The sequence below is a fragment of the Halobacillus sp. ACCC02827 genome (genome assembly GCF_030291935.1).
Classification (GTDB): domain Bacteria; phylum Bacillota; class Bacilli; order Bacillales; family Halobacillaceae; genus Halobacillus.
In genome coordinates, this window is record NZ_CP128168.1 from 2,530,789 (window position 1) to 2,543,186 (window position 12,398).

The 12,398-nt window shown below is 47.9% G+C and carries 13 protein-coding genes and 1 riboswitch; of the genes, 4 read left to right on the top strand and 9 right to left on the bottom strand.

The features are described 5' to 3' along the window. Positions 1 to 65: 65 nt before the first annotated feature. The 6 genes from menC to QRD89_RS13440 all read right to left on the bottom strand — a co-directional run bounded on the left by menC (position 66) and on the right by QRD89_RS13440 (position 7,507). Entirely contained in the window at positions 66 to 1,172 is a 1,107-nt protein-coding gene (gene menC / locus QRD89_RS13415; protein ID WP_062514147.1) for an o-succinylbenzoate synthase, read from the bottom strand. After that, the gene (locus tag QRD89_RS13420; protein ID WP_286095438.1) at positions 1,169 to 2,620 is read right to left on the bottom strand and encodes an o-succinylbenzoate--CoA ligase; all 1,452 of its coding nucleotides are present in this window, start codon (positions 2,618 to 2,620) and stop codon (positions 1,169 to 1,171) included. The genes menC and QRD89_RS13420 overlap by 4 nt, the downstream gene beginning before the upstream one ends. An 84-nt stretch (positions 2,621 to 2,704) precedes the next feature. Further along, positions 2,705 to 3,523 (bottom strand): 1,4-dihydroxy-2-naphthoyl-CoA synthase, encoded by an 819-nt coding sequence (gene menB / locus QRD89_RS13425; protein WP_008637591.1) that lies wholly within the window; start codon positions 3,521 to 3,523, stop codon positions 2,705 to 2,707. Positions 3,524 to 3,581: 58 nt separating this feature from the next. Next, a complete protein-coding gene (menH, locus tag QRD89_RS13430; RefSeq protein ID WP_286095439.1) occupies positions 3,582 to 4,379 on the bottom strand; it encodes a 2-succinyl-6-hydroxy-2,4-cyclohexadiene-1-carboxylate synthase in 798 nt (265 codons plus the stop codon). Next, positions 4,379 to 6,115, bottom strand: coding sequence for a 2-succinyl-5-enolpyruvyl-6-hydroxy-3-cyclohexene-1-carboxylic-acid synthase (gene menD / locus QRD89_RS13435; protein ID WP_286095440.1), 1,737 nt, complete (start codon positions 6,113 to 6,115; stop codon positions 4,379 to 4,381). Before menD ends, menH begins: the two co-directional genes overlap by 1 nt. Continuing rightward, positions 6,116 to 7,507, bottom strand: coding sequence for an isochorismate synthase (locus QRD89_RS13440; protein WP_286095441.1), 1,392 nt, complete (start codon positions 7,505 to 7,507; stop codon positions 6,116 to 6,118). A gap of 221 nt (positions 7,508 to 7,728) precedes the next feature. On the opposite strand from QRD89_RS13440, the gene QRD89_RS13445 reads away from it, so the two are divergent. From QRD89_RS13445 to QRD89_RS13455, 3 genes are all read left to right on the top strand, one after another. After that, entirely contained in the window at positions 7,729 to 8,673 is a 945-nt protein-coding gene (locus QRD89_RS13445; protein ID WP_008637583.1) for a 1,4-dihydroxy-2-naphthoate polyprenyltransferase, read from the top strand. Positions 8,674 to 8,805: 132 nt separating this feature from the next. After that, a complete protein-coding gene (locus tag QRD89_RS13450; protein WP_286095442.1) occupies positions 8,806 to 9,201 on the top strand; it encodes a hotdog fold thioesterase in 396 nt (131 codons plus the stop codon). A gap of 34 nt (positions 9,202 to 9,235) precedes the next feature. Next, on the top strand, positions 9,236 to 9,613 hold the full coding sequence (locus tag QRD89_RS13455) for a TraR/DksA C4-type zinc finger protein (RefSeq protein ID WP_035388343.1): 378 nt from the start codon (positions 9,236 to 9,238) through the stop codon (positions 9,611 to 9,613). 28 nt (positions 9,614 to 9,641) lie between these two features. Here the strand turns inward: QRD89_RS13455 and QRD89_RS13460 are convergent, their stop codons facing one another. The 3 genes from QRD89_RS13460 to QRD89_RS13470 form a co-directional block, all read right to left on the bottom strand. Continuing rightward, positions 9,642 to 10,235 carry an ECF transporter S component gene (locus QRD89_RS13460; RefSeq protein WP_008637569.1) on the bottom strand — a complete coding sequence of 198 codons (594 nt, stop codon included), beginning with the start codon at positions 10,233 to 10,235 and terminating at the stop codon, positions 9,642 to 9,644. 166 nt (positions 10,236 to 10,401) lie between these two features. After that, positions 10,402 to 10,546: riboswitch (FMN riboswitch) on the bottom strand. A gap of 125 nt (positions 10,547 to 10,671) precedes the next feature. Beyond that, complete coding sequence (locus tag QRD89_RS13465; RefSeq protein WP_286095444.1) at positions 10,672 to 11,043, bottom strand: hypothetical protein; 372 nt, start codon at positions 11,041 to 11,043, stop codon at positions 10,672 to 10,674. 243 nt (positions 11,044 to 11,286) lie between these two features. Then, positions 11,287 to 11,778, bottom strand: a complete 492-nt coding sequence (locus QRD89_RS13470; protein ID WP_026578284.1) for a ferritin — start codon at positions 11,776 to 11,778, stop codon at positions 11,287 to 11,289. Positions 11,779 to 11,858: 80 nt separating this feature from the next. Here QRD89_RS13470 and QRD89_RS13475 point away from each other — a divergent pair, with 80 nt between their 5' ends. Next, positions 11,859 to 12,377 (top strand): GNAT family N-acetyltransferase, encoded by a 519-nt coding sequence (locus QRD89_RS13475; protein WP_286095445.1) that lies wholly within the window; start codon positions 11,859 to 11,861, stop codon positions 12,375 to 12,377. Positions 12,378 to 12,398 lie beyond the last annotated feature (21 nt).

Below are 12,398 nucleotides of genomic sequence, written 5' to 3' on the forward strand. Positions count from 1 at the left end.
CGCCCTCCTTATATTCTTATTGTGGTCGAAGAAGGACGAAGTTATTACGAAAATCCCCGGGGTGGTTAAGTTGCCTTAGCTTCATAAGAGTGATTAGTAACGAATTCAAGGTATTCCCTGTCGACGTCTATTCCAATTCCAGGGCCCTCCGGCACACGGATTTCTCCCCGATCCATGATAATTGGTGGTTGCACAATATCTCTTTCGAAATACCGTGTGGAGCTGGATAAATCACCCGGGATAGTGAAATTAGGAAGTGTTGCAAGCGCAAGGTTGTGTGCTTTGGATACACCGGATTCGACCATCCCCCCGCACCAAACAGGTACTCCCCGACGCTCGCAGAAATCATGGATTGCCTTTGCTTCGGTCAAGCCGCCCACCCTGCTTATTTTCACATTCACGATGCGGCAGGACTCGAGCTCTACACCCTGGACAGCATCATGAAAAGACATGATTGATTCATCGAGACACAGGGGTGTCCGCATTGTCGCCTGCAGTTCTTTATGATAAAAGAAGTCGGCGGGTTGGAACGGCTGCTCAATCATCATAAGACCATATTCATCCATCTCTTGAAGTCTGTGAAAGTCATCCGGTCCATATTGACCGTTGGCATCAATCATTACCGGAAGATCCGGCGCTATCTTTCTAAGTGCTTCAATTGTTTCTTTCTCGCAGCCTTTCCTCACCTTTAACTTGTATCGTTCGTACCCCTCCAGCTTCAGTGCCTCCACTTCTTCCCGAAGATTATCCGTCAGACTCAGCACAGCACCAGCCTTGACGCTTTCGCGAATGCCGCCGAGCAGTTTCTTAAGACTCTTATTTTCCTTCTTGCCGTAAAGATCCCACAAAGCTCCTTCAAGACCTGCTTTCGCCATTGGGTGGCCTTGAATGGGTCGGACACCTTCGGCGAAGGCTGCAGGTGTCTGCTCTTCCAATCCAAATAGAAGAGGTATCAGGAACTCTTTCAGTACGTGAAAAGCGGTAACGATCGTCTCTGATGTGTAAAAAGGAGACTCAAAGGCAGTGACCTCCCCGTAGCCGATTCTTCCTTCCGGATCTTCCGCTTCTACGATGAGAAGCTTCCTCCGATCAATGCTTGCCTGATGAGTGATGAAAGGCTTCTTTAACGGGAGCTCGATGGTGCGGATACGTACAGCTTCGACCTTCATCATACATTCCCTTCTTCCACTAAAGATAATAACTTTCGGCGAAGCAGTTTATTCGACGCGTTTCTGGGAAGTTCATCGACCCAGTAAAACTGTGCAGGTACTTTAAATTTCCCAAGACGCTCCAGACAATAATCCGTGATTTCTTTGTCTCCTGTCGCTTTATCACCAACAAGGAAAGCGACAGGAACTTCTCCCCACGTATCATCCCGTCGTCCTGTGACGCCGGCTTCTTTTATCCCGGGAATAGATGTTAGGACGCTTTCGATTTCCGCGGGGTACACATTCTCCCCACCTGATATAATGACGTCTTTCAAGCGGTCCACCACATAGAGAAACCCGTCATCATCCTTATAACCGAGATCCCCTGTCCGAAGGTATGTCTCTGCATTCCGGTCCCTATTATAGTAGCCTTTGGAAACCATCGGGCCCTTTACCAGTATCTCCCCCACTTCACCATTCTGGTGCGAATCTATGACCAGATCGGCCATACTCAGGGCTTTCCCGGCAGAACCCATTTTTGCAAGGGCGGATTTCGGACTTAGCGTAGCGATTTGTGAGGAGGTTTCCGTCATTCCATACGTTTGAAAAACTGGAATGTACCGATCTTCTGACTTTCGAAGTATGCTCTCCGGTACAGGACCACCGCCAAGGAGCATACAGCGGAAGCTGGACGGATAGCGGGACTCTCCCATTTCTTCCAACAGCCGCTGCAGCATGACAGTAACGACCGACGCGTGAGTAACGCCGTCTTCTTTGATAGCCCGATTCACGACAGATGCATCGAATTTCTTCAACAAATAAACCGGCATTCCGTAAATAACACTTTTCATAAGAAGAGAGAAGCCGCCTACATGGAAGAACGGAAGACAGGTCAGCCATTTATCATCTGAATGGAGTCCAAGATTCAAAGAAGACGCAACAGCACTGTACCAGTGATTTCCGTATGTGTGCATAACCGCCTTCGGGCGCCCTGTAGTCCCGGATGTGTACATCATTGTGTACACGTCTTCGAAGTTCAAATCTTTCTTCAAACCTGACGTCCTCTGTGCTACCGGCAGCGAACCCAAACGGTGTACGATAATATCAAGACCTTGAACAGACGTCCGGGCTGTCTGTTCAAACTCTTCACCGATGAAGAAGTGATTAATATGTGCATCTTCCAGTTGGTAACGGATTTCTGGAGCAGTCAGTCTTGTATTTATTAACACAACAACTGCACCGATATAGCTGATTGCATGGATAAAGACAGGGTACTGCAGATCATTAGTGTGAAGGAACGCCACATGGTCTCCATCTTTCACCCCTGCCGCTTTCATACGGAAAGCCATGCTTCTGCTTCGTTCTCTCAATTCCTGAAACGTCAAGCCTTCTCCGTTTGGTGTTTCAAAAGCGTTCCCATCTGGATTAAGTTCTGCTTGTTTATCTAACCAGTGAGGTATGATCGTCATCATTACTTCGCTCCATCCTTTTTAAAACTGAAAAAAGGGGCTCCCCGATACAACGGGACGCCCCTTTCTTTACCATATGGTTGATGATCAAGGGAAACGAGGGAACTGATCGAAATCAGGTTTTCTCTTCTCCTTGAAGGCATCGCGGCCTTCCTTCGCTTCCTCTGTCGTGTAATACAACAGGGTAGCGTCTCCGCCCATTTGCTGCAGACCTGCCAATCCATCTGTATCTGCATTGAAAGAAGCTTTCAAGAAACGAAGAGCCGTCGGTGATTTCTCAAGGATTTCACGGCACCATTGTACCGTTTCAGCTTCAAGATCCTCTAATGGAACCACTGTATTGACCAGTCCCATATCTTCCGCTTCCTTGGCACTGTATTGACGGCAAAGGAACCAAATTTCACGCGCTTTCTTGTGGCCTACCATACGCGCAAGCAGACCTGCACCATATCCAGCATCGAAACTTCCAACCTTTGGACCTGTTTGTCCGAAAATCGCATTGTCCGCTGCGATTGTAAGGTCACAGACAACGTGAAGCACATGTCCACCGCCGATAGCATAACCGGAAACCATTGCGATTACCGGCTTAGGAATGACGCGGATCAAACGTTGGAGATCAAGGACGTTCAGGCGTGGAATCTGATCATCCCCTACATAGCCGCCGTGACCGCGGACTTTCTGGTCTCCACCTGCACAGAATGCATCGTCTCCAGCACCTGCAAGGACGATAACTCCGACACGGGAATTGTCACGTGCACGTGAGAATGCATCAATCAATTCGTTAACCGTTTGAGGACGAAACGCATTTCTCACTTCCGGACGGTTGATCGTGATTTTAGCAATTCCGTCTAGTGTTTCATACATGATATCTTCGTATTCGCGCTCTTGAATCCATTCAAAAGACATAACTTATTCCTCCTTAAAAGTACACTTTCCGTTCATGAAAAACGGTTTCATTACTCACTCATTTTATCATGAAGCCATCTACAATTTTAGCAAAAATTTTTGGTTTCTCAAGGTGTATTGCATGTCCAGCCTTTTCCACCACTATGTAGGATGCTTCAGGAATACGCTTTTCCATCCTATCATTTATTCGACAAAACTTCTCGTCAAGCGCTCCAACGACAAGCTGCACATCCATCTGAAGGTCCGACATACGCTCCCACCAGGAAGGTTGATGACCGGTTCCCATACCAAGTAAAGATTCCCAGAGCCCCCCCGGATCCTGAGCAAGACGTTCTTCGCGTATCGCCGTCTTCGCCTGTTGAGAAAGACGGTCCTGGGTACGGAACAAAGGGATGTTCTCCCAATAAGATACGAATGTATCTATTCCTTTATCCCGTATCATTTCCGCCAACGTTTTATCCTTTGCCTGTCTCGCCAGCTGCTCATCCGTCGTTTCAAGCCCGGGTGAAGCACTCTCCAGCAGAAGTTTCTCTACCCGTTCTGGATAAAGGGCTGCAAAAGACAACGCAGCCCTCCCTCCGAGCGAATATCCGAGAACAGCCGCTCTCTCCAGCTCCAGTGCGTCGAACAAAGCGTCAAGGTCCCGGCAGAATTGCTCCATCGTGACCACTCCGAGCGGACCGGTCCGGCCATGCCCCGGCAGATCCACCTTGATTAACCGGTAGTCTCCGTCCAAAGCAGCACACGTTTCATCAAACGTTCGTGTACTACCCGTAAATCCGTGCAGCATAACCAGAGGAAAGCCTGTTCCGCTATCTTCCACCCAATAGGACCGTCTGTTAATGGTGTATCTCATCACTTGCTCCCCCCGGATAAGATGGAGGCTTCGACTTTCGCCCACTTCTCTTTATGGAAATCAACGTGGGTGCTTCTGTCCGTTCGCACTTCAATAACGGATAAACCCTCCTTCTTGTAGCTTTCGGCAAGTGCATGACGATAGGAATCCCATGTTTCCACAACGTGATGTCTACCATCGTACAAAGCAGTGACCGCCGAAAGATCAAGCCCCAGCGGAGTGCCGAACAACTCCTCGAAGTGATCCTGTTGTTTGGACTGAGGCAGATAGGAAAAAATTCCTCCTCCATCGTTGTTGATCACAACAATCGTAAGAGGGAGTTTTTTGTGTTTAACGAGCCAAAGACCGTTCATATCATGAAAGAAGGAGACGTCCCCAATCAGAAGCGTCGTTCTCTCCCCTGATACGGTCGTGCCGGCAGCCGCAGAAATGACACCATCAATGCCGTTCGCACCTCTGTTAGCCATCATCCTTACCTGCTTTGGTGTGGACATAAAGAAGCTGTCTACGTCTCTGATCGGCATGCTGTTTCCGATAAAAAGATTAGACTGGTTCGGAATGGAATCCGCCAGATAAACGACGGCATGGCCTTCGTTGAGACTTTCATCCTCCTGAACAAGCATTTCGGATTTCGCCCTATTATTCATTTCCTGCCAGCGGGAGAGCCATTCCGTTTCGACATTATCCTCCGGAAGATGATCCGCCAACTGCTCACAAAACATAACAGGATCCGCCCAAATGTAATGAGCATCGATGCCGGCAGGCTCCCGATGACTAGGGTGTTCATCAGCAACGAAATGATCTACCTGCTCCCCGAATTTCTGTACCCATTTCAAGTAAGCCTTGGAAACCGGCATGGCACCGAACCTTAGAATATAGCCGGGAATGAGCTCTTCCCCGAGAGCTTCCGATTTCAGGAGACTATCATAGTTCTCCATAATATTTCTTTTGTCATGCGTTCCGGCACGGAGTTGTGAGAGCGGATCTGCCAATACCGGCACACCAAGTCGGGATGCAAGTCGCGTCACAGCCTCAGCCAGGTCAGGGTCCATCTGTGGGCCCACTACAATCAGACCACAGTCTTTCTCCGCAAACGTCTGCAAATATTGGGAGACCACCGAGGCATCCAGCATTCTCTTTCCATAAGAAGCTCGGGGAACCGTCACGCCCTCTTCCCGCCAGCAGCCTTCCAGATGAAAATCAGGGATAAGCGGCTCTCGGAACGGAAAATTCAAATGGACAGGACCCATATGGCCGTTCTTCGCTTCCTCGACCGCCCTGGAAGCCTGACGTCTGGCGTATATATGGTTTCCCGGCTCTGGTAGAGCAAGGTCCTGATACCATTTCACGTAGTTACCAAACATCTGAATTTGATTGATGGCCTGTGGTGCACCGACCTCCCTCAATTCATGCGGCCGATCAGCTGTAAGAATCAGGAGCGGGACACGGCTATAATAGGCTTCCACGATAGCAGGATAATAATTTGCCGCAGCCGTCCCGGAGGTACAAACAACCGCCACCGGTTTCTGTTCTCTTTTCGCTATTCCGAGCGCAAAAAAAGCTGCCGAGCGTTCATCAAGATGGACCCAGTGTTCCATCTCAGAATGCTCAGCAAACGTCATTGCAAGCGGTGTGGATCGTGACCCTGGAGAAATGACTACATGCTCCACCCCCGAAGAAGCAAGCTGATCCACAAAATGTGTTACATATTTAGATAACGATTCTACATGTCCCAATTATGACCCTCCCAAAACAGACAACATCGGCTTCAACTTCACAGCGGTCTCTTCGTATTCCGCCTGAGGGTCCGAGTCGGCAACGACCCCGCATCCTGCGAATAAAGAAGCCATCCTCTTCTGAATTAAAGCAGACCGGATCGCTACAGCAAATTCCCCATTATCCATCGCATCGAACCAGCCGACCGGTCCGGCATACCATCCTCTGTTGAGCGTTTCCTTCTCACGGATGTAAGCAACGGATTCCTTCTGGGGCATTCCACCGAGTGCCGGAGTCGGATGAAGCTTCTCCACCACATTCAAAAGCGTATATCCCTCATCCAAAATGGCATTAACCGGCGTGTACAGATGTTGAAGGTTTCTAAGCGGATACAGCACCGGCGCCTCCGGAATCTGTACGTCACTGCTGCAGGCTTCGACAGCTTGTCTGATCATTTCCACGACAAATTGATGCTCCTGCCGGTTTTTAGGATCGTTCAGCAGTTCTTCTCCCAGCGCCAAATCCGCTTCCGGCGTAGCTCCACGTGGAATGGTACCGGCAAGACAAGTGGAAACGAGTCTGCGCTCGTCAACTTTAACCAACCTCTCCGGCGTTGCGCCCACAAAATAATCTCCTTCACTCTCGAAGGCGAAAATGTAGCTGTTCGACTGGGATTCCGCAAGTGCACGCAGCACGGAAGAAACGTACACATCCTCCTTGAAGGAGAGGCGAAGTTCTCTCGCCAGGACAATCTTTTCGAGGAGACCAGCTTTGATATCCTCTGTAGCTCGTCTGATCGTCTCTTTCCATTCGTGCGGAGCAACTTCTACAGCCGTCTCAATTTCCGGCACCTTATAAGTACCGGGCAGCCCATTCAATAACTGCTCCTTCTGATCAGCTATCTGTGCCGCGATCTGTTGGGCGTGATCCTCCGGAAAGAGGAGAGCGTTTGAAGTCAAATACGACTTCCCGCCGACGTTGGTCAACAAGAAGGATGGAATGGACAGCTGGCTGTCCTTAAAGTTATCCCAAGGTTTTCCTTCCGGCTCTTCCGGGTCGAAACGGAAACCACCCAGCGCAACCATTCCTGTGCCCTTCTCCCCGAACGAATCGTGCACGACGGCGTTTTCCTTCAAGTCGTTCCATAGAGACTGTACTTCTTTGAAACGATCGTTTCCCTCTGCAAAAAGTTGGCTGGCTTTCCCAATGCCCACCATTGTGAAGTCTCCCTCCGCGCTCTGCCAGAACGAGCGGTGGGAATCCACCGTAAGACCAGCTTCAAAGAAACGATACGGGTCTTGATCATCTATGTGTTCAACGAAACTGATAAAAATAGGTTCCCCAAGATGATGTGCTCTCTGAAGGGCTTCCCCGATCACTTCTTCAATATGAGGTGCCTTCGTATGAAGCATAAAAATTCCTCCCATTCTTTAAGGGACGTTCCAGTATACTTGCGACACAAATTATTTAAGATCTGTGTGCATCATTCTCTATTTTATTCTCTTTTTTCCCTTGACTCAAGAATTCTTCACTCAAGGAAACATTTTCTTACATTGATTGACACTAAAGGCCTGTTTCCCTAAACTTAAATTGTTATCATAAAATCAATTTGGATACAAGGGAGAGGACATCCATGAGTTCAGTACAAAATCAAAATGTAAAAACTTCCTTGAATGAACGTGACGGATTCCAAGTTTGGTGGAGGCTCTTACGCCCCCACACGTTGACGGCAGCTTTCGTTCCTGTCTTTGTCGGGACGATGTTCGCTGCTCTGGAACAATCGATCAATTTCTGGTTATTTGCCGCAATGTTGCTCGCATCCATCCTCATTCAAGCTGCTACGAATATGTTCAATGAGTATTATGATTATGTTCGCGGTTTAGATAACGAAAATTCTGTGGGCATAGGAGGAACCATTGTAAGGGACGGCATTAGTCCAAGGACGGTTCTTACTCTTGCTTTCACTTTCTATGCGGTCGCTGCGATATTAGGGGTGTATATTTGTGCCTCATCGAGCTGGTGGATCGCCGTTATCGGTCTCGTTTCCATGCTTTTCGGTTACCTTTATACAGGCGGCCCCTATCCGATCGCCTACAGTCCATTCGGAGAAATCACGGCAGGCTTTTTCATGGGCACGGTCATCATCGGAATCAGTTACTTCATACAGACGGCTGCGGTGACTTGGGACGTCGTAATTGTGTCCATTCCGGTTGCTATTTTTGTTGGATCTATTCTGCTTACCAACAACATCCGCGACCGTGTCGGTGATGCGAAGAACGGACGAAGAACACTGGCTATTCTGTTCGGCCATCAAGGTTCGATCCGATTCCTGACGGCCCTGTTCTTTATTGCCTACGCCCTTACCGTCGTGCTTATCTTCGCAGGTCTTCTGCCGCTGTGGTCCTTTATCACTTTCCTTAGTTTGATTAAAGGCCGGCAAGCCATACAGGGATTTGTAGGAAAGAGCGAGCCTCTCGAGATGATGCCGGGCATGGTTGCTACAGCCAAAACGAATACGATATATGGATTCCTGCTCGGACTGTCCATGCTTCTACAAATTTATATCCCGATCGGATGATTATGAAAAGTTTGAATGTGCCATGCATTACGTTCGCTGCACATTCCAGGAAAAGGATGGACCGCCTCCATCCTTTTTTCTATAGGTTTGAGCGTTTGGATAATGGGAATAATACACAAAGGACGGGATGTTATGAATCAAGAAATGATGAAGAATACATTGATGGAAACGCTTGGAATGGAAGTCGTGAAGGCTTCGAAAGAGGAAGTTATCATGACGATGCCTGCAGACAGCCGTACCCACCAACCAATGGGTTTCCTTCATGGAGGAGCCAATGTTGCTCTTGCGGAAAGCGCAGCAAGTATTGGAGCGTTTCTGAACGTCGATCCGGAAAAGCAGCAAGTATTCGGCCTTGAAATCAATGCAAATCATATGAAGAGTATCCGGAGCGGCTTCGTCACCGCCCGTGCAACCCCTGCCCATATCGGCAGGACCACGATGGTTTGGGAAATCAGAATGGAAAACGAACAAGGGGATACTGTCTGCCTGTCCCGATGCACGATCGGTGTCGTCCCGGCGAAGAAATAACTCGCTTTCATTTACAGGGAGGAGAGAATAGATCATGACAGAAGAAAAGAAACAGGAACTCAAGCAGCGATTGCTCGAAATGAAAGAAGAAGCGGAACAACAAATGGAAGAATATAAAAATGACCGTACGAAAGAGGACTATCCAAATGACAGTACCGGGGAGATTTCAAGCGTAGCCGATCATCCCGGCGACCTAGGAACGGATCAGTTTGAACGGTCTAAAGAGCAGACATTTTACGAGCAGGCAAGAGAAAAGCTGATGGATGCTGAGGATGCCTTGCAGCGGATGGAAGAAGGCACGTATGGGAAGAGTGAAAAATCCGGCAAGCCGATTCCTGAAGAGCGACTCGAAGTCATGCCTGCCGCACGCTACACCATTGAAGAACAGGAAGAAATGGAAAAAGAAAAATAAAAGAGCGCCCCTTCGGGCGCTCTTTTTCTTATGCTGCGGAGGATTGTATCCGTTTCTGCTCCAGCCAAGGTTTCAGCTTAATGAACAGCGGAACGAACAAAGCTCCGATAATGATTCCTTTCAAGGCATTGAACGGCAGAATACCTGCAAGAACGGTCGCCCATTTTACCTGAGCAGACATCGTCTCCCAACCCATGAACCAGCTGTAAGCAGGCAGGACGAGGAAATAATTCAATACGCTCATTCCAAGCGCCATAATTACGGCGCTGAACACCAAGCCGGAAACTAACGATTTCGTGGTCTTGAATTTATGGTAGATCATCGCGACAGGTGCAACGAACAAGACACCGGCGGCAAAGTTTGCTACGACGCCGACGGGATCTCCGGCACCGGTATAAATGAGATAAAGTAAATTCTTCAGCCCCTCCACTATTATACCTGCGGCAGGCGTAAACAGTATGCCTGCAATCAACGCAGGAACATCACTGAAATCCACCTTTAAATAAGGCGGCAGGAACGGCAAAGGAAAATTTAAAAACATGAGTACCATCGAAATACTTCCGAATAAAGCTAAAATGACTAACTTGAGCAACTTGGATGATTGACCTGTATAAGGATTCATCATCGATCTCCCCCTTCATCTTGTCGTCGGTTCACATCCCAGATGAAGGTTGAACGGTACTTCCGTGTGTCCAATAAAAAACCCCTAAGCGCTATATGCTTAAGGGAGTACAGATTGTCCACAGGAAATAGAGGGCAGGTTCAAAAAAACCTCTCCTCATTCCGCTCGACATCTTCTCCCATCCAGACTTTAACTGTCGGTTCTGGACTCTCACCAGATCAGCCGCAGGAAGAACCTGCGGGTCACGGACTCTAGGTATCTATGCACCTATTACCGTCGGTCGGGAATTACACCCTGCCCCGAAGATGGAACCGATATGATATTGTATCCTCATTGTAGTCAAAATGTGATGATATCGCAAGTTAGAAGTTCTGCGTCTGATTAATTTCGACGCATCCCGGACTAAGTCCGTCTCCTCTCTCCGCTCTGCCTGCTTTCATCCTATCCTTCTTACTTTCCTTATAATTCTATTAAAAAAAAGATGCATGAAGAGAATAATCATGAAATAGATCCCGACGTTAACAAAGAAAGGAAGGACATTCAGGTTTGTAATTCTCTCCATTTCCAGTCCGAATTTATAAGGGAACGGCGGCGAGAGCTTCGATGGATTCTGCGTAACGAAAGGGAAAGGAAACCCCAATTCCACCCCACCTTCCCTTGCGTGCTCCAAATACGTTCTATACTGCTGTTCATCTTCTACATATACTCCACTAAAATCTGCACTTATTAAGGTAAGCAATACAGCTGGAATGAATGTAAAGAAATATTTCATAGTTACCACCAATTTTCCCATCCGAAATTTGCTCAAGGCAACGCATCCTTCTTGCAGACCTGACGCTTTACTGCGCGTAATCATTAAGAGTTTTAGCCAATCCATTTCCAAGCACACCCATATAAAGGTAACATTTTCCTAATAAAAAAGGAAGAGAAGGCAAAAAAAAACGAGCCTGGATGATTCGCTCCATCCGACCCGTAACGTGAGAGCGCCCTACGATAGATCTTCGCGCTTCTTTCTGCGTTACCAAATCCCCCTACATTACCGAGCTGTTTTTCACCCTGCTGCCTGCCTTTGCCCAAGCTCTTGATCTAAAAGTAAAAGCGCAGAGGAATTGTTTTGGGCCAGTGATAAGCGATCCACTATCGTTTGAGCCTGAGCCTCTTCATCTATCTGTTCCCGGAGAAAATCTTGAATAATGACAGCCGCCTGTGGGTCCACCTGGACGGCATAATTGTAGGCTTGTCTGTAGGAATTAGTAACAAACTGCTCATGTTCCAAAACTTTTTGGAAGGTTTCCAGGGGCGTTCCATATTCACTGGGCTGGGCCGGAATATTGGATAATTGAACGGTACCATTCTTGTCACTCATATATTGGATCAATTTCAATAAATGGGTTCGTTCCTCATCAGACTGAAGCTGCAGCCAATGAGCCATGCCCGTATAATTCTCTCTTGCCATATAGGCAGACATGGCAAGATAAAGGGTCGTTGATACTTGTTCAATTTCAATGAGTCGGTTGAACAGCTTCTGCATCTCCTCATTCATACAATCTCCTCCTCTTTGAAAACTCATTCCATGATATGCTGAAGGTGGGAGGAATATTTAGGTTTGTAAGGAGAGATTAGATGAATATACAAATGCGACAAGGAACGATCGATGATCTTCCAGCAGTTAAAGAGATTATCCGATCTGCTCAGCTGAAGCTTGCAGCCTCAGGATCACCGCAGTGGTCCGGTGAGGATGCTCCATCGGAGGCAAGGCTTAGAACGGATATGGAAGATGGAAATAATTATGTTTTTCTCATCAATCAGCAAATTATAGGTACCGCTGCCCTGACAAAAGGTCAGGAGACTGCATATGAAACCATCGTTTACGGCCAATGGGAGAAAAATGATGCCGATTACGCCGTTATTCACAGATTCTCCATCCTTCCAGAAAGGAACGGGCGCGGGTATGCAGCTCTATTCTTCAAGCTTCTGCTGGCCGCCGCTCGGGAAAATGGGATGTCAGAAGTACGAATAGATACGCATCCTTTAAACAGAGCAATGCAGAAGGTGATCACCAATCATGCCTTCCAATTCAAAGGGATCATTCATTTACCAATTCCGCATGGAGAAAGGTATGCCTACCAGGTATTCTTATAAAAAGGGCTGCCTTCCTCGCCC